This is a genomic window from Ruegeria sp. CDSA141 (assembly GCF_059612005.1).
Genome location: NZ_JBXWPT010000015.1, coordinates 46,753 through 62,867 on the forward strand (window position 1 = coordinate 46,753; position 16,115 = coordinate 62,867).

Here is a 16,115-nt window from a genome sequence, read left to right on the forward strand (position 1 = left end):
GGGAGCACACGGAGGCTCTGAACTTTATGCATGAACCTATCATTTTGTGGTCTTAATGTGTCCAAATCCGGGAAAAATGGCCAATCTTAGGAAAAATGAACCAATTGTACGCTCTGCTGATCCAATCGGGTTGTTTGGGGGCGGTTATGTTGGTTTCGACGACCTGAATTTGGTGCTGAACCGCGTCACTTCAGTCGTTGCAGCGGATGGTGGGGCGGCAGTTCTGACAGAATCAGGTCGGATTCCGGACGCGGTCATCGGGGATTTCGATTCGCTGGACAACGCGTCGAAAGCGAAAATCCCGTCTGACCGGCTTTTTGCCATTCGCGAGCAGGACAGCACCGATTTCGACAAGGCCTTGCGCAATGTGCAGGCTCCGCTGGTTTTGGGGGCCGGTTTTCTTGGCGGACGACTTGATCATCAGCTTGCAGTTCTGAGCATACTTGTCAGACGTCAGGACCAGGCTTGCATTTTGTTGGGCGAGCATGAGGTGGTTTTTCACGCGCCTCCCCGAATCCGGCTGCCGGTTGCGCCCGGAGATGTGGTTTCCCTCTTTCCAATGCGCCCGGTGACGGGGCGCAGCACCGGGCTGGAATGGCCCATCGACGGCCTGCGGTTTCATCCGGACGGGCAGGTGGGTACTTCCAATCGCGCGCTTTCGGATGTTGAATTGCAGATGGATGGACCAGGCCTTTTGGTCATGGCTCCCCGCACTGCACTCGACCCGCTCATGCAGGTGTTTCTGTCGGGACAGTGCGAGCGGTGGCCCGTTCGCGAAGAATAACGTACAAACCGGCGGCGACTGTGATCATGATGCCAACCGCTGCCGGCCCGTCCGGCAGGTCGCTGAAAATTACCCAGCCAATCAGGGTTGCCACCGGGATTTCCAGGTATTGCATCGGGGCCAGCGTGGCCGAAGGTGCATAGCGCAGTGACCATGTCATCAGCAGATGCGCGACGGTCCCCAGAACTCCAATCGCGATCAGCAACCAATACATGTCGGGGGCGGGCAAGGCGGCTGACAGGTCCCAGATACCAAGCGGTGTTCCGATCACAAGGACAGGAACCAGCACCACAGTTGCTAGGACGCCAGACACCGCCTGCAAGGAAATCGGATCAGTTTCCTTGGCGATCTGGCGCGTGACCAGCATGAACAACGCAAAAACCACGGCAACGATCAAAGGCAGCAGAGCAGGTGCGCCGACCTCGGAAAAGCTGGGCTGGATGACCAGAAGTGTGCCGATGAAACCGACGATGCAAGCCACAAGGCGCCGCGCGCCGACCTCTTCGCCCAGAACGTATCTGCCCAGCAGCAACATGATGAAAGGCATGACAAAGGCAATGGCGATGGCGTCAGCCAAAGGCAGGAACTGCAGCGCGCTGAACATCGCAGTTATGCCGATGATGTGCAGCAGCGTGCGGATGACTGTCAGGCGCAGAATCCGCCCGCGCATCCGCCAGGGCCGACCCGTCATCACCACAAGGGGGATGAGAATCAACGCTTGCACCGCGAAGCGGACAGCAACCAGCAGACCTAACGGAGTCGTCTCACCCAACAGCTTTGCCATCGCATCTCCCAAGGGTGCGAGCACGCAAAAACCTAACATCAAAAAGATGCCGAAGACGGGACGATCCTGAGTCATGAGCGCGACGCTATCTGCTTCGCGGCGCAGTGGAAAGGTCGAATGTCAGGCGTCCGGCAGGGGTTGAATTTTTGTGTAATCCGGCCCGGTGCAGGTGGGCAGACCGTCAGCCAGGTGCAGCCAGCTCAGCTTTTCCTCATGAGACACGTGCAACGTGGGCTGTAACGCCTCTGGGGTCTCCAAAGTGGCTACATACAGGTGCATCACATCCGACATCTTGGCTGAACGGAATGAGATTGGGGTGCCGCAATGCGGGCAAAAACTGCGCTCGACACCGGGAGAAGAGTTGAAGCGTTTCGGCTCTTCTCCGATCCAGCGCCACTTTCCGTCACGAACTGCGAAATAGGTGGTCATTGGTGCAGCGCATTGGCGTCGGCAGCTGTCGCAATGACAGGTGACACAGGACAAGGCAGGAGGGTCAATCTCGTACTTGATGCTGCCGCACAGGCAATGTCCACGCATATCGACCCTCTCCTGTTGCGATTTCAGCAGTTTGGCACGTTCACGGCCAAACCGCCAAGTGACGTTTCCTTGTACTTTTCGTGCATGTCGTGGCCAGTTTGACGCATGGTTTCGATCACCGCGTCCAATGGTACGAAATGTTCGCCATCCCCGCGCAGGGCCAGCGATGCAGCTGACACTGCTTTGATGGCACCCAGCCCGTTACGTTCGATACAGGGCACCTGAACCAGCCCGGCGACGGGATCGCACGTCATGCCCAGATGGTGCTCCAGCGCGATCTCGGCGGCGTTTTCAACCTGTTCAGGCGTGCCGCCCATCACGGCGCAGAGCCCCGCTGCGGCCATGGCTGATGCGCTGCCAACCTCGGCCTGACACCCCGCTTCGGCCCCCGAGATGGACGCATTGTATTTGACCAGCCCTCCAATCGCGGCCGCGGTCAGAAAGAAGTCTTCGATATGGCTCTCCGAGGCACCGGGAACGTGGTCCAGGTAATAGCGCAACACCGCAGGAAGAACGCCTGCCGCCCCGTTGGTCGGTGCTGTGACGACTTGCCCACCGGCGGCGTTTTCTTCGTTGACCGCCATGGCGTAGACGCTCATCCAGTCGTTGATCGTGTGCGGCGCGGTCAGGTTCATGCCGCGTTCGGCCATCAGCGCGTCATAGATACCCTTTGCCCTGCGGCGCACCTTCAGCCCGCCCGGCAGGATGCCGTCAGTCGTCAAACCGCGTTCGATACAGGCATTCATGACGTCCCACAGGCGGGCAGAGCCTTTGGCAAAACTGTCAGCACAGCCGCGCGCTATCTCATTGGCGCGCTTCATCTCGGCGATGCTGTTTCCACTGGATTTGGCCATATCCAGCATCTCCGCGGCAGACTTGAACGGGAACGGTACAGGCGCGCCTTCGTCGGTTGCCTTGCCCTCGGCCAGCTCTTCTTCGGTCAGGACAAAACCGCCACCGATGGAATAGAACACCTGACGCAGGATCACGTCCCCCTGCGCGTCTGTGGCCATCAGGATCATCCCGTTGGCGTGCCCCGGCAGGTTGGTGTCATAGTCGAAAACCAGGTCAGCTTTTGGGTCGAATTGAAGTGTCGGCAGGCCTTCGGGGGTAACCGTGTGTGTCTTGGCGATGTCCGCCAATACGGCCTCGGCCTTGTCGTTGTCGTAGGTGTCCGGAACAAAGCCGGCCAATCCCAGAATGGTCGCCCGGTCGGTTGCATGGCCAACGCCGGTAAAGGCGAGCGAGCCATGCAGCGAGCCCTTCAGACCTGCAAATTCAAATGGTGATGCACGCATCATGTCCAGAAAGCGAGCCGCCGCCACCATGGGGCCCATGGTGTGCGAGGAGGACGGGCCGATGCCCACTTTGAACATATCGAAGACAGAGAGGAACATGTCAGGTAGCTGAGCCTTCTAAGGGGGTGGCGTAAATAGGAGAGGTGTACGGTTTGGGTCCCAGACCCTCGGCCGCGATGGCTGCGAGGGTGGCAGGGCGCGTCTCAAGCTGTGCCAGGATGGTTTGCAGGGCCGGGGTGTCAGTCAGTTGATACCAACTGCGATCTGCCTTGGCCGGGTACAAGGCCATCCAGCGCATCATGCATGCGACGTAATAGGTCAGAACCGACGGACATTCTGCGCTGAACCAGATCGGCGCGTGTTTTGCCAGCGCGTCCAGCAGTTGCAGGTGTTGCTTTATACGGGGTCGGATACCTGCACGCAACGTATCGGCCCGTGGGGGATCGATGTATTTCTCAGCGTAAAACAAAATGCGCAGATCGGCGTGCAGGGTATTGGACGCAAAGAACAGCCATTTCAAAAACTCGGCGCGTTCGGGGGCTTCTGCCGCCGGGGCCAGTTGACCGTGGCGCTCGGACAGCCATAGCAGGATTGCCGCCGTTTCAAAGATCGGCCCTTGCGGAGTGTCAAGCACAGGGATCAGCCCGTTGGGGTTCAACGCCCGATACGCTACGCTGTCCTGATCGTTTCGACGGCGATCGACCAGCACGGTTTCATAGGGCGCACCCATTTCTTCCAGCACCAGCCGGACCACCAGCGAGGCGTTATCAGGGGCATAATGCAGGCGGTATCGGGTCATCATGCGGGCAATCTATATGACAAAGATTCGTGCGGAAGACATGATTGCGACGTTTCCGATAGGAAACGCGCAGTTTTGAGACATCTTTGAACTTGCCGGACCGCAAATTGTGGTCGCAGTTGTGTGGTGCATTCCCTATAACACCGGCAGGCCAAACTGGGAAAGCTGCCATGACCGGAGAATTGTCGCCCATCGACACCGCAAAATTTGTGGCTGCATGCCGTGCCGCCGAGATGGTCGAGGACGGTATGCGCGTGGGTCTTGGAACGGGGTCTACAGCGGCCTGGCTGGTCCGCCGTTTGGGTGAACGGGTGCAGGACGAAGGCCTGCGGATCAAAGGTGTTCCCACGTCCACCCGCACCGCGCAGCTGGCACGCCAAGTCGGGATCGAAGTCATTTCTCTGGATCAGGCCGGGTGGCTGGACATGACCATCGATGGCGCGGACGAATTCGATGGTGACCTGAACCTGATCAAGGGCGGTGGCGGCGCGCATTTGCAGGAAAAAATCGTTGCCACAGCCAGCGATCAGATGATCGTCATCGCCGATGCCGGGAAAGAGGTGGAAACGCTGGGTGCTTTTCCTTTGCCGGTCGAGGTTGTCCCCTTTGGCTGGCAAACCACACGGACACTGATCGAAGAAGCGCTGGATGCGATGGATGTGCTGGGAACCTCGGCGGCGCTGCGTATGAATGGAGAGGCCCCGTTCGTGACAGATGAAGGCAACCACATTCTTGACCTGCACCTACAGCGCATCGGCAATCCCCGTCAGATGGCCTTGATCCTCAATCAGGTTCCCGGCGTGGTGGAAAACGGCCTGTTTATCGATATCTGTGACAAGGTCGTCATCGGCCATGGAGACGGGCGGGTCGAACTGCGGGATATCAACGCGGGCACCCTTGAACTGGATCAGCTGTTGCGTGACTCTCGGGAAAACCTGTTTTCCGATCAAACGGACTGAGTTTCATGCAAGCTATTCGGACAAGCGTCGGTAAAAGGTCGAATAATCCGCGCCCGGGGGTTGGCACCGCGGTTTTCGCGCCCAGATATCCAGAGGAATTTGCAAGTTGAACGAAGGAAACCGGCATGAGCTTTGACTATGATCTTTTCGTCATCGGCGGAGGCTCGGGCGGGGTCCGAGCGGCACGTGTGGCGGCGGGTGAAACGGGTGCAAAGGTCGCGCTGGCTGAAGAAGACCGATATGGCGGCACCTGTGTGATCCGGGGCTGCGTGCCAAAGAAACTGATGGTCTTTGCCAGCGAATACTCGGGCATGGTCGAAGATGCAAAAGCCTATGGTTGGGACGTTCAGCCCGGCGCGTTTGACTGGGATACGTTTCACGGCAAACTCGTTGCCGAACTGGATCGGCTGGAAGGAATTTATCGCAGCATCCTGAAAAACAACGGCGTTGAAAGCTTTGATCAGCGCGCGCGCCTGGTGGATGCGCACACGGTCGAGCTGACTGATGGCAGCCGGAAAACCACCAAACACATCCTGATTGCAACAGGCGGTCGCCCGGTTGTGCCAGAGTTCCCGGGATCGGATCTTGCGATCACGTCGAACGAGATTTTCCATCTGGACAAGCTGCCAAAGAGTATTCTGATCGTCGGTGGTGGCTATATCGCCAGCGAATTCGCCGGGATCATGAACGGTCTTGGCGTCGAGACCACGCAATTCTACCGCGGTGCACAAATCCTGCGTGGTTTTGATGAAGAAGCGCGCGGGCTGATCTGCGAAGAAATGCGTCAGAACGGTATCGACGTTCGTCTGGGCACCAATGTGCTGGAAATGACTAGGGATGGTGAACAGATCCGCGTCAAGGCAACTGACGGCACCGAGGATCGTTTTGACGTGGTCATGTACGCCACAGGCCGTGCGCCGAATGCCGACAATCTCGGGCTGGAAGATCTGGGCGTCGAGCGTGGTCGCAAGGGTGAGATCGTCGTGGATGAATACAGCCAGACCGCTGTTCCGTCGATCTATGCCATTGGCGATGTGACCGACCGGGTCAACCTGACACCCGTGGCTATTCGTGAAGGGATGGCTTTTGTAGGAACTGTTTTCAAAGGCAACCCGACACCTGTAGATCACGAGCTGATCCCAACCGCCATTTTCACGCAACCTGAATTCGGCACAGTAGGCCTGAGCGAGGAGGAAGCCTCGGCACAGGAACCGATTGAGGTCTATGCGACGTCGTTCAAGCCGATGCAGAAGGCGTTTGCCGGTGGAACGCAGCGGGTTTTGATGAAACTGATCGTTTCTCAGGCTACCCGCAAAGTACTAGGCTGCCACATTGTGGCTCCGGGTGCCGGTGAGATGATCCAGCTGGCCGGAGTTGCCGTAAAGATGGGCGCGACAAAGGAAGATTTCGATCGCACGGTTGCAGTTCATCCGGTGATGGCCGAAGAACTGGTGACAATGCGGCAACCTGTACGCACGGCTTGATTTGCAAGCGCGCGCACACACGTTACAAGGGAACCCGTGATCACACGGTCCAATACAAGGGAAAAGATACATATGGCGGGCAACAGCGGCGGCCCCTGGGGGGGCGGAGGCTCATCCGGTGGCGGAGGAAATCGGGGTAACAACGGGGACGGGCGCAAGCCGCCCGAAGGCGACGGCCCGCAGATCCCCGAGATCGACGAGCTGATGAAAAAAGGCCAGGAGCAGCTTCGCGTCCTTATGGGCGGTCGCGGCGGCGGTGGTCGTGGTGGCAGCGGTGGTCAGGGCGGCGGTGGCCCGGCCTTTACAAAGGGCACAATTGCGATCGGTCTGGTGGCGGCTGCAGTTTTGTGGGGCCTTGCAAGTTTTTACACCGTCAAACCCGAAGAACAGTCAGTCGAACTGTTTCTGGGCGAGTTTTCGGCTGTTGGAAATCCGGGTCTGAACTTTGCGCCATGGCCGTTTGTCACCGCCGAAGTCATTCCGGTTACCCGCGAACAAAACGAAGACATGGGCGGAGCACGCGGCAGTGACGATGGCCTGATGTTGACCGGTGACGAGAACGTGGTCGACATTGACTACCAGGTCGTCTGGAACATCAATGACCCGGCCAAGTTCTTGTTCAACCTGCGCGATCCGCGACAGACAATCCGTGCTGTATCGGAATCGGCCATGCGCGAGATTATTGCGCAAAGTGAGCTTGCTCCGATTCTGAACAGGGATCGCGGTGTCATCGCCGACCGCCTTCAGGAGCTGATTCAGTCCACGATGGACAGTTACGATTCCGGCGTGAATATTGTCCGCGTTAACTTTGACAAGGCCGACCCGCCGCAGGACGTGATTGCCGCGTTCCGCGATGTTCAGGCTGCTGCGCAGGAGCGTGACCGTCTGCAAAACGTGGCCGACGCCTATGCCAATCGGGTTCTTGCCGAGGCGCGCGGTGAAGCTGCGCAGATTCTTGAAGAGGCCGAAGGGTACCGTGCTCAACAGATCAACAGTGCTCAGGGTGAGGCCAGTCGCTTTAGCGCGGTTCTGGAAGAGTATTCCAAGGCACCGGACGTGACACGCAAGCGTTTGTATCTGGAACGGATGGAACAGATTTTGGGTGACGTCGATAAGATCATTCTAGACCCGAGCTCGAGTGGGCAAGGGCAGGGCGTTGTACCCTATCTGCCGCTCAACGAGCTGCGCCGAAGCCCTGCAGGGGAGAGCAACTGATGCGTAAGACGACATTTATATTGCCGATCGTTTTTATCGCGATAGTCGGCGTGCTGTCCTCGATCTTCATCGTGGACGAGCGCGAGCGTGCTCTGGTTCTGCAATTTGGCCGCGTTGTCGCTGTGAAGGAAGAGCCAGGTCTGGCGTTCAAAATTCCGCTGATTCAGGAAGTGGTGCGCTATGACGACCGCATCTTGTCCATCGACGTGCAGCCGCTGGAGGTCACACCTCTGGATGATCGTCGCCTCGTGGTTGACGCTTTTGCACGTTACCGGATTTCGGATCTGAACCAGTTCCGCCAGGCGGTTGGTGTTGGCGGTATCCCGGTTGCCGAAGATCGACTGGATCGCATTTTGCGCGCCGAAACCCGCGAAGTTCTGGGTTCGGTGTCCTCGCGCGATATCCTGAGTTCCGACCGCGCCGCGCTGATGCTGCGTATCCGCAACAGTGCTATTGCCGAGGCACGTGCACTGGGTGTCACCGTGATCGACGTACGCCTGAAAGCGACTGACCTGCCGCAAGCCAACCTTGAGGCAACGTTCGACCGGATGAAGGCCGAGCGGGAACGTGAAGCAACCGACGAACGCGCGCGTGGTAACGAGGCCGCGCAGCGGGTTCGTGCGCAGGCCGACCGAACTGTGGTTGAACTAGTGTCGGATGCGCGTCGTGAGGCTGAAATCACCCGCGGTGAGGCCGACGCCGAACGCAACGCGATCTTTGCTGAAGCCTACGGTGCCGATCCGGAGTTCTTTGAGTTTTACCGCTCACTGACAGCTTACGAGAATGCGCTGCAAGGCGGCAACAGCTCGCTGGTGTTGAGCCCGGATTCAGAGTTCTTCAATTACCTTGGATCTCCTACAGGGCGGCCTGTGCCAGCGGCTCCGGCTTCTGAATAATGGGCATGATCCTTCTGGCCTTTGGGCTGGTATTGATCGTCGAGGGGCTGGCCTATGCGCTGGCCCCTTCGCTTATCGAACGGATGCTTGAAGCCTTGCGGGACATGCCCGAGCAAGCCCGTCGTCTCGCCGGATTGTTGTGTGTGATCAGTGGGCTGATCCTGCTTTGGGGGGCGCAACAGCTGGGCTTTTGATGCGGCGGTTTCACTTGCCGGTGATTTCGTTGCGATCCCGAGTTGCTCGCCGGGTCAAACTGACTACATTGGTTGGTAAGAAAGGCCGTGTACACGCGGTTTTAGCGAGAATGTCGACAAGGAGAGCTCAAGTGCAGGCGAAAGCGCGCAGTGTATCCGTCCGGTGGGACGAAGTGAGTGTTTGGTTGCGGCTGATGTGGCTGGCTTTTGCCGGTTCACTGCTTTTGCTGGCCCAATCGGCCGCGGCTCAGGCCCGAGGCGAAAGCCTGGCGCCGCTGGCAGATAAAATCAGCCCGGCGGTGGTGAACATCACAACCAGCACCCTGATCGAGGGCCAGACTGGCCCGCAGGGCATAGTGCCCGAAGGGTCCCCGTTCGAGGATTTCTTCCGCGAATTTCAGGACCGCAACGGCGGAGATGACGACAACGCGCCGAGACGCAGTAATGCGTTGGGATCGGGGTTCGTGATCTCGGAAGATGGCTTTATCGTCACAAACAACCATGTGATTGCCGAAGCTGATGAAATCCTTGTGGAATTCTTCCCCGGCGATGGTCAGCCCAAGAAAGAGCTGGCGGCCAAAGTCATCGGAACTGATGAGAAAACCGATATCGCTCTGCTCAAGGTCGAGGCTTCGGGCCCGCTAAAATACGTGAAGTTCGGCGACAGCGACGTGGCGCGCGTCGGAGACTGGGTCATTGCGATGGGCAACCCTCTAGGGCAGGGGTTCTCGGTGTCTGCCGGGATTGTGTCGGCCCGTAACCGAGCGCTGAGTGGAACCTACGACGATTACATTCAAACGGATGCGGCGATCAACCGGGGCAACTCGGGCGGGCCCTTGTTCAACATGGACGGCGAAGTGATCGGTGTGAACACTGCAATCCTGTCACCCAATGGCGGTTCGATCGGCATAGGCTTCTCGATGGCGTCGAATGTCGTCGTGAAGGTTGTCGATCAACTGCGTGAATACGGCGAGACCCGTCGCGGTTGGCTAGGGGTCCGTATTCAGGACGTAACCGAAGACATGGCCGAGGCCATGGGGCTGGAAAAACCGGGCGGCGCGCTGATCAGCGATGTGCCGGACGGCCCCGCCAAGGAAGCCGGGTTGAAGGCGGGTGACGTGATCCTCAGCTTTGACGGCGTTGAGGTGGAAGACACGCGAGCTTTGGTACGTCAGGTTGGTGAAGCAGAAGTCGGCAAGTCCGTCAGAGTGATCGTGCATCGCGATGGCGGAACGCAGACCGTACTTGTGACGCTGGGACGCCGTGAGGATGCCGAACGCGCTGACAGTGGCGAGGAGGAACCGCAGGAAGCACCCGTTGACGAAAACGCGGATATTCTTGGCCTTACGATATCCCCCCTGACTGACACCCTGCGTGCAGATCTGGGACTGGATGCTGATGCAGACGGCCTTGTGATTACGGATGTCGATGAAGCATCTGAGGCCTATGCCAAGGGAATGCGGGCCGGTGATCTGATCACAGAAGCAGGCCAGCAAAAGGTGGAAACCATCGGAGATCTCGAAGCTCGTATGGAAGAATCGCGCGAAGCCGGTCGCAAATCTCTGCTGCTGTTGGTGCGCAGGGGCGGCGATCCGCGTTTTGTGGCGCTGAGCCTCGAGGACTAACGGAATAGGCCAGGAAAACCTCCCGGCCTTTTTCTTGGTCGCAGACCAAACCGGGCATCACCGATGCGCCACAAAAAAAATGAGCCATACGCAGATATTGCGTATGGCTCAGATACAGGGAGAGGTCAGTGGACAGATATCGGGGATGATTCTCTGACCTCCTACGGTAACAAACTCACCTTAGGTCAACGTGGGATCGATGTTCTGTGAACCAGATCACACCTGATCAAATAAGATCTGAATCAGCCAACTCTCGCAGGGCTTCAAAATCCTGGATCAGCAAACCCCCACGAGAAGCTTCGACCATGTTGTCGCGTTTCCAGGTTGAGATGGTTTTGGATACGGCTTCGCGCGTGGCTCCGACAAATTCGGCCAGCTCGCTCTGCGACAGGGTGATGCGCGCGGACGGGTCGTCCTGCAAACCCGACAGGTGCAGCAGCTTGCGAGCCAGTCGAATAGGCATGGGCAGAAAGACCTGTTCGTTCAATTGCGATCCCATCCATCGCATTCGCAATCCGGCCAGGCGGATCATATCTACTGCAAGATCAGGCTGTTGCCTTATCTGGTTCATAACGTCGTTGCGGCGTACGCGCAGTACACGTGACTGTTCGGCCGCCGCGATGGTCGCCGTCCGCGGTCCATTGTCGAACAATGCGATTTCACCAAAGACTTCGCCGGGGCGCATTAGGGTAAGCGTCAATTTGCGGCCGCTCATGGCCAGAAAGGAAACCTCTAACGTGCCTTCCAGAATGGCGTAGAGAGAGTCGCCCTCGTCGCCTTGTTCAAAAAGTATTTCACCTGGGGACAGAGAGATTTCGGTCGCCTGCGCCGAAAGCATTTTTCTGAGCCCGTCGGAAGCTTCGGCAAGGAAGCCGCTGGTGGGAAAGGCCGTCATGTATGCACCGATCTTGGGCAAAGTATGAGAGTGGGTGGTGGCACAACTTCCCATAGCTGAGCGCTCAAGCCAAGAATTTTGTTTGTTTTCGACGGTCTGGCGGAAGTAAGGGCAGCTATTTCTGCTCGGGATCTTCCATATAGCGCTGAAGAATGCTGAATTGCAGCATCAGGAAGGCCATCAGCGCGATGGGAAAGCCGAAGGTCTCGATCTTGACCCACAGGTCCGTGGACATGGTGCGCCAGACGAACTCGTTTGCGGCGGCCAGAGCGGCAAAACACGCGCACAGCCGGCGCGTGAGTATCATCCAGCCTTCGTGCTTCATCGGCAGCATTTCGTCCAGAACATAGGCCAGGTAGGATTTCCTTTGCATCAGACCGATGCCGAGAATCAGGGCGAACAGTCCATAGACAAGTGTGGTTTTCATCTTGAAGAACCGCTCGTCGTTGAACCAGGCAGTTAGGCCACCAAAGAAAATCACCATGAAGGCTGTGAATATCTGCATCCGGCTGAGTTTGCCGGTCAGATACCAAAGGATACCCATTGCCCCCAGCATCAGCGGGACGAAGATTATCGTGGCGATGATAAACCCGGAGTATTCGATGCCGCCGATCAGAAAGCTGTCGTCGCGCAGGCGCAGGTAGATGAAGAAGAAGGCCAGCGGGGGGCCAAGTTCCAGAACCTGTTTCAGAAACGGATTGATGTCTTTTTTGCCTGTCATCTGTACTTCCTGCTGCTTACCCGCCCATTTCAACTATTACGGCGCCAAGTGCAATCAATGCCATCAAGGCAATGCGTCTCGGACCAACGGTTTCCTTTAGCACAAGCCAGCCGATCAGCGCCGCAAAGACTGTCGAGGTTTCGCGCAGAACAGCTGCTTCACCGACCTTGTCCAGCCGGGTGGCCAGCATGATTGCCCCGAAGGACAAAGGGGCGATGATACCGCCTGCGAGGCCGCGTAACATCAGCGGACCAGGCGCAGGTCTGTGCGCCATCGCGCGCCACCTGAGAAATGCGTAGATCGGCATGGCCGCGCCGTCGATCATGAAGAACCAGGCCAGAAAGGTGAACGGATCGGTGGTAGCGCGAATGCCATAGGCGTCATAAGTGGTATACAGGGCCACAAACAGACCTGTGATGATCGCCAGTGTTAGTGCGATCCCCAGCGTATCCCTGTTGGTTTCAAGGAACCTTAAATTGTAGGCGGCCAACCCGAATATCCCTGCCAGCAACGTAGCTACGCCCAGCCATTGAACAGCCGAGAATGCTTCACCGAACAAAAGATAGGCGCCGATGACAGTGAACAGCGGACCCGTCCCGCGCACCACAGGATAGACGACGGTGTAAGAGCCTTTGGTGTATGCCATGGCCTGCAGGGTCTTGTAGGCAATGTGGATCAGCCAGACGAGTGCGAAGATCGGCCACATATGAGGTTCGGGCCAGGGCACCACGAAAAAGGCGAAGGGGGCTGCCATAAGGCAATAGCAGGCGTCGATTGCACCTCGGGACAGCCACGGGTCATGCCTGCCTTTTTGCAATGCACCGAAGACCGCGTGCAGGAACGCCGCCATCAAAGCCAGCGCCAATGCCAGCTGGTGTCCGGCCTCGGTGCCTTCGAGAGAGATCAGCCAGTCGCTCAAATTCGCGGACCTTTTTCGGAGCGGAGAAGTTGGGGGGCTGTCTGCCCCCCACACCCCCCGAGGATATTTTGGGCCAGATGAAGCCTCGGATCAGCTTTTGTCGAGACCGGTGAGGGCGGCGGCGAATTCTTCCGGGTCGAAAGGGGCAAGGTCATCGATCTGTTCGCCGACGCCGATCGCGTGGATGGGCAACCCGAATTTGTCTGCCAGCGCAACAAGAACACCGCCTTTTGCCGTGCCGTCCAGCTTGGTCATGACCAGACCGGAAACGTCCGCCAGATTACGGAACGTTTCCACCTGGCTCAGCGCGTTCTGACCGGTGGTGGCGTCGAGAACGAGCAAAGTATTGTGTGGAGCGGTGTCATCAACCTTGCGGATGACGCGAACGATTTTGGCCAGTTCCTCCATCAGGTCGGTGCGGTTTTGCAGGCGGCCTGCAGTATCAATCATCAGCAGATCGGCGCCCTCTGCCTGTGCACGGGTCAGCGCATCAAAGGCAAGGCTGGCGGGATCCGAGCCTTCGGGTGCAGTCAGAACCGGAACTCCGGCGCGATCGCCCCAGACCTGCAACTGTTCTACGGCCGCAGCGCGGAAGGTGTCGCCGGCGGCGATGATGACCTTTTTGCCGGCCTCTTTGAACTGGCTTGCCAGTTTTCCAATTGTCGTGGTCTTGCCTGAGCCGTTGACGCCGACGACCAGCACCACTTGTGGCCGTTTGGGATAGATCGGCAGAGGTTTGGCCACAGGCTCCATCACGCGGGCGACTTCCTGGGACAGAAGTTGCTTGATCTCTGTGGTCGACAGTTTGCGGCCAAAGCGGCCTTCAGCCATGTTCGACGTGACACGTAAGGCCGTGTCGACGCCCATGTCCGAGGCGATCAACAGCTCCTCCAGCTGCTCCAGCATGTCATCATCCAGTGTGCGGCGCATTTCCGTGACGGCGCCTCGATTGAACAGGCGGTTCAGGATACCTTTGGATTCAGGGATTTCCGGAGGTGGAGCGACGGGGGTGGGGTCAGCCGGGATCGGCGTGGGCGGTTCAACTGGTTGCGGGGCCGGGGCTGGGTCCGGTACTTCAGGGACTGGTTGCGGTTCGGGTTGTGGTTCAGGGATCAGCGGGTCGGGAGCCGTAGTTTCCTCGCCACCATCCTCGACGATGGCTTCCAGCCCCTCTTCAAGACGAGATGAGGATTTGAACAGCTTGTCCTTTAGCTTTGAGAAAAACGCCATACTTGGTCTCCACAGGTGTTCCCTTCACCTAATGCGGATTTGCGGCAGTTGCAAAGGGTCACGCGAACGCAAGGACAAAGCCGAATTGCGCGCCCCAGTAGAGAGGCCACACCAGATAAGGCGTTACCTTGAGGGCAGGGTGGTTCGGCGGCAGCAGAAACTTCTCGGTTGCGAGGATCAGATCTGAGGCGATGAAGGCCATGGCTGCGGGAAAGGCCCACCGCAGCGGGCCAACATCCGGCAGTGCCAGCACAGTGATCCCCATTCCAAGAATGATCGGGATATAGGCCAGAACGGGCCCTTTCAGGTCTCCGGCGCGGGGCGCAAGCATTGTGGCCATGATGATGCCAAGAATGATCAACGACCATACAATCGCTGGTGCGTTCCAAATCAGCGCAACGGAACTGGTCGGATGAGACAGGAACAGAGCGATATAGGCCAGATGCCCGGCGGCAAAAGCGGCGATGCCCGCCATGAACGTGGCATCTGTTTCGCGTGACAGCATAGCGTCGCCGGACGCGCACAGAACGAGCGCAAGAACCAATAGCCAAGGCCCACCGTGCAAGACGGCTATGACCGCCAACAGGACGACTGAAGCGGTTTTCAGCACGGTGCGCAAAGATCCGGCAGGTTGGGAGGTCAGTGGCAGATAACCAAGGGCGCAGCCAAAGGCGATCCAGAACAGTATGGTTGTCATGACTTCTCCTCGCCGGTTCAGAATAATCTGATCTTGGACGTGGCGTGAAATCAACCGCTTACGTTGAGTTAAGCGCCTTGTGATGACCCCGATCCAACAGGCGAATGGCGTGACCGGACCGCTTCTGACAAAATGGAAACATGTTCAGATCCATGATGATTCTCGCAACCTTTGCCGCACAATCCGTGGCGGCACAAACGCCTTTGTCGGGCCCGGAATTCGACAAGTATACGCGGGGAAAAACTCTTTTCTACGGGTTCGACGGGCAGGTTTACGGGGTTGAACGGTACCTTCCGAACCGTCGTGTGATCTGGTCTTTTCTCGACGGGAATTGCAAGGAAGGTATCTGGTACCAGCGGGATGAGCAGATTTGTTTCCTCTACGAAGACAGGCTGGATCCGCAATGTTGGGTCTTTACCCAATCAGGTGGCGGGCTGATCGCGCAGTTCGAGGGTAATCCGCAAGCGACCGAACTGTATGAGGCAGAGGATCTTGGGGAGGAAATGGTATGCTACGGGCCCGACGTTGGTGTTTGATCAGCTTCGGCGCAGCTCCTCATAGCTGATCATGACATGGGTCTGGTAAGCTAGCCTTTCGGTCAGCGCGTCATAGCACCGGCGCAAATTGGGCAGTGATGTAAGTGATATATCGATGTCATAGTAGCGATAGTGAACGTGTCCCATCTGGATATCGGCCAAAGTCAGACAAGAGCCGCACAGGAACGCCTGTTCAGGCAGTTGCGCATTGGCGATTACCAGCGTGCTTTCAAGCGCTGTCACGGCTTTTTTCATTGCATGGTGGTCGCGCTCTGCCTCCGGTGTCCGCACGATCCGCCAGAAAACAGGTGCCGTGAATGCCATCGCGACGTTGATTTTGACCCATTCCGCCCACTTGTCCACTTCGGCTTGCCGGGTCGGGTCGCGTGGTCAGAAATCACCCTCACCATACGCAGAGACCAGATACCGCAGGATTGGGCCCGTCTCCCAAAGCGGGGGCGTTCGCTATCCTGTATCACCGGGATGGTGCCGTTTGGGTTAAGTTTGCGAAAGCCATCCTTGTTCAGCCCGCCGAACCTGTG

General features: G+C 57.9%; 18 protein-coding genes. 8 read left to right on the forward strand and 10 right to left on the reverse strand.

Features of this window, described 5'->3' with window-relative positions; all coding sequences use genetic code 11:
* Positions 1-76 precede the first annotated feature (76 nt).
* Positions 77-784 (forward strand): thiamine diphosphokinase, encoded by a 708-nt coding sequence (locus AC2FLP_RS17715; protein ID WP_117869383.1) that lies wholly within the window; start codon positions 77-79, stop codon positions 782-784.
* On the opposite strand, the gene AC2FLP_RS17720 is transcribed toward AC2FLP_RS17715, so the two are convergent.
* The 4 genes from AC2FLP_RS17720 to AC2FLP_RS17735 are packed head-to-tail and all read right to left on the reverse strand — an operon-like array spanning position 729 to position 4,205.
* Positions 729-1,643: a DMT family transporter gene (locus AC2FLP_RS17720; RefSeq protein WP_117869382.1), complete on the reverse strand. Its 915-nt coding sequence runs from the start codon at positions 1,641-1,643 to the stop codon at positions 729-731. The genes AC2FLP_RS17715 and AC2FLP_RS17720 overlap by 56 nt on opposite strands.
* 45 nt (positions 1,644-1,688) lie before the next feature.
* Positions 1,689-2,105: a GFA family protein gene (locus AC2FLP_RS17725; protein ID WP_496685239.1), complete on the reverse strand. Its 417-nt coding sequence runs from the start codon at positions 2,103-2,105 to the stop codon at positions 1,689-1,691.
* 23 nt (positions 2,106-2,128) lie between these two features.
* Positions 2,129-3,502, reverse strand: coding sequence for an L-serine ammonia-lyase (locus AC2FLP_RS17730; protein ID WP_496685242.1), 1,374 nt, complete (start codon positions 3,500-3,502; stop codon positions 2,129-2,131).
* Position 3,503: 1 nt separating this feature from the next.
* Positions 3,504-4,205 (reverse strand): glutathione S-transferase family protein, encoded by a 702-nt coding sequence (locus AC2FLP_RS17735; RefSeq protein ID WP_496685245.1) that lies wholly within the window; start codon positions 4,203-4,205, stop codon positions 3,504-3,506.
* A gap of 167 nt (positions 4,206-4,372) precedes the next feature.
* On the opposite strand from AC2FLP_RS17735, the gene rpiA reads away from it, so the two are divergent.
* From rpiA to AC2FLP_RS17765, 6 genes are all read left to right on the forward strand, one after another.
* Positions 4,373-5,161 carry a ribose-5-phosphate isomerase RpiA gene (gene rpiA, locus AC2FLP_RS17740; RefSeq protein ID WP_117869378.1) on the forward strand — a complete coding sequence of 263 codons (789 nt, stop codon included), beginning with the start codon at positions 4,373-4,375 and terminating at the stop codon, positions 5,159-5,161.
* A 125-nt stretch (positions 5,162-5,286) separates the two neighbouring features.
* Positions 5,287-6,645, forward strand: a complete 1,359-nt coding sequence (gene gor / locus AC2FLP_RS17745; RefSeq protein WP_496685248.1) for a glutathione-disulfide reductase — start codon at positions 5,287-5,289, stop codon at positions 6,643-6,645.
* A 72-nt stretch (positions 6,646-6,717) separates the two neighbouring features.
* On the forward strand, positions 6,718-7,860 hold the full coding sequence (gene hflK, locus AC2FLP_RS17750; RefSeq protein ID WP_117869376.1) for an FtsH protease activity modulator HflK: 1,143 nt from the start codon (positions 6,718-6,720) through the stop codon (positions 7,858-7,860).
* Complete coding sequence (hflC, locus tag AC2FLP_RS17755) at positions 7,860-8,756, forward strand: protease modulator HflC (RefSeq protein ID WP_117869375.1); 897 nt, start codon at positions 7,860-7,862, stop codon at positions 8,754-8,756. The genes hflK and hflC overlap by 1 nt, the downstream gene beginning before the upstream one ends.
* Positions 8,756-8,950 carry a DUF2065 domain-containing protein gene (locus tag AC2FLP_RS17760; protein WP_117869374.1) on the forward strand — a complete coding sequence of 65 codons (195 nt, stop codon included), beginning with the start codon at positions 8,756-8,758 and terminating at the stop codon, positions 8,948-8,950. Before hflC ends, AC2FLP_RS17760 begins: the two co-directional genes overlap by 1 nt.
* A gap of 110 nt (positions 8,951-9,060) precedes the next feature.
* Positions 9,061-10,575 (forward strand): Do family serine endopeptidase, encoded by a 1,515-nt coding sequence (locus AC2FLP_RS17765; RefSeq protein WP_117869373.1) that lies wholly within the window; start codon positions 9,061-9,063, stop codon positions 10,573-10,575.
* 226 nt (positions 10,576-10,801) lie between these two features.
* On the opposite strand, the gene AC2FLP_RS17770 is transcribed toward AC2FLP_RS17765, so the two are convergent.
* From AC2FLP_RS17770 to AC2FLP_RS17790, 5 genes are all read right to left on the reverse strand, one after another.
* Positions 10,802-11,470 carry a Crp/Fnr family transcriptional regulator gene (locus tag AC2FLP_RS17770; RefSeq protein WP_117872793.1) on the reverse strand — a complete coding sequence of 223 codons (669 nt, stop codon included), beginning with the start codon at positions 11,468-11,470 and terminating at the stop codon, positions 10,802-10,804.
* 115 nt (positions 11,471-11,585) lie between these two features.
* Positions 11,586-12,191, reverse strand: a complete 606-nt coding sequence (locus AC2FLP_RS17775) for an inner membrane-spanning protein YciB (RefSeq protein ID WP_117869372.1) — start codon at positions 12,189-12,191, stop codon at positions 11,586-11,588.
* A 16-nt stretch (positions 12,192-12,207) separates the two neighbouring features.
* Positions 12,208-13,110 (reverse strand): EamA family transporter, encoded by a 903-nt coding sequence (locus tag AC2FLP_RS17780; RefSeq protein WP_117869371.1) that lies wholly within the window; start codon positions 13,108-13,110, stop codon positions 12,208-12,210.
* Positions 13,111-13,200: 90 nt separating this feature from the next.
* A complete protein-coding gene (gene ftsY / locus AC2FLP_RS17785) occupies positions 13,201-14,340 on the reverse strand; it encodes a signal recognition particle-docking protein FtsY (protein ID WP_299896020.1) in 1,140 nt (379 codons plus the stop codon).
* 58 nt (positions 14,341-14,398) lie between these two features.
* A complete protein-coding gene (locus tag AC2FLP_RS17790; RefSeq protein WP_496685256.1) occupies positions 14,399-15,037 on the reverse strand; it encodes a lysoplasmalogenase in 639 nt (212 codons plus the stop codon).
* Between the two features lie 155 nt (positions 15,038-15,192).
* Between AC2FLP_RS17790 and AC2FLP_RS17795 the strand changes: the two genes are divergently transcribed.
* Positions 15,193-15,573, forward strand: a complete 381-nt coding sequence (locus tag AC2FLP_RS17795) for a hypothetical protein (RefSeq protein ID WP_117872792.1) — start codon at positions 15,193-15,195, stop codon at positions 15,571-15,573.
* Here the strand turns inward: AC2FLP_RS17795 and AC2FLP_RS17800 are convergent, their stop codons facing one another.
* On the reverse strand, positions 15,574-15,936 hold the full coding sequence (locus AC2FLP_RS17800; RefSeq protein WP_496685258.1) for a glutathione binding-like protein: 363 nt from the start codon (positions 15,934-15,936) through the stop codon (positions 15,574-15,576).
* Positions 15,937-16,115: the final 179 nt, after the last annotated feature.

Excerpts from the sequence above, each read along its gene's own strand:
- AC2FLP_RS17715 (WP_117869383.1), top strand. The coding sequence starts at position 77 with ATGGCCAATCTTAGGAAAAATGAACCAATTGTACGCTCTGCTGATCCA.
- AC2FLP_RS17720 (WP_117869382.1), bottom strand. The coding sequence starts at position 1,643 with ATGACTCAGGATCGTCCCGTCTTCGGCATCTTTTTGATGTTAGGTTTT.
- AC2FLP_RS17725 (WP_496685239.1), bottom strand. The coding sequence starts at position 2,105 with ATGCGTGGACATTGCCTGTGCGGCAGCATCAAGTACGAGATTGACCCT.
- AC2FLP_RS17730 (WP_496685242.1), bottom strand. The coding sequence starts at position 3,502 with ATGTTCCTCTCTGTCTTCGATATGTTCAAAGTGGGCATCGGCCCGTCC.
- AC2FLP_RS17735 (WP_496685245.1), bottom strand. The coding sequence starts at position 4,205 with ATGATGACCCGATACCGCCTGCATTATGCCCCTGATAACGCCTCGCTG.
- rpiA (WP_117869378.1), top strand. The coding sequence starts at position 4,373 with ATGACCGGAGAATTGTCGCCCATCGACACCGCAAAATTTGTGGCTGCA.
- gor (WP_496685248.1), top strand. The coding sequence starts at position 5,287 with ATGAGCTTTGACTATGATCTTTTCGTCATCGGCGGAGGCTCGGGCGGG.
- hflK (WP_117869376.1), top strand. The coding sequence starts at position 6,718 with ATGGCGGGCAACAGCGGCGGCCCCTGGGGGGGCGGAGGCTCATCCGGT.
- hflC (WP_117869375.1), top strand. The coding sequence starts at position 7,860 with ATGCGTAAGACGACATTTATATTGCCGATCGTTTTTATCGCGATAGTC.
- AC2FLP_RS17760 (WP_117869374.1), top strand. The coding sequence starts at position 8,756 with ATGGGCATGATCCTTCTGGCCTTTGGGCTGGTATTGATCGTCGAGGGG.
- AC2FLP_RS17765 (WP_117869373.1), top strand. The coding sequence starts at position 9,061 with ATGTCGACAAGGAGAGCTCAAGTGCAGGCGAAAGCGCGCAGTGTATCC.
- AC2FLP_RS17770 (WP_117872793.1), bottom strand. The coding sequence starts at position 11,470 with ATGACGGCCTTTCCCACCAGCGGCTTCCTTGCCGAAGCTTCCGACGGG.
- AC2FLP_RS17775 (WP_117869372.1), bottom strand. The coding sequence starts at position 12,191 with ATGACAGGCAAAAAAGACATCAATCCGTTTCTGAAACAGGTTCTGGAA.
- ftsY (WP_299896020.1), bottom strand. The coding sequence starts at position 14,340 with ATGGCGTTTTTCTCAAAGCTAAAGGACAAGCTGTTCAAATCCTCATCT.
- AC2FLP_RS17790 (WP_496685256.1), bottom strand. The coding sequence starts at position 15,037 with ATGACAACCATACTGTTCTGGATCGCCTTTGGCTGCGCCCTTGGTTAT.
- AC2FLP_RS17795 (WP_117872792.1), top strand. The coding sequence starts at position 15,193 with ATGATTCTCGCAACCTTTGCCGCACAATCCGTGGCGGCACAAACGCCT.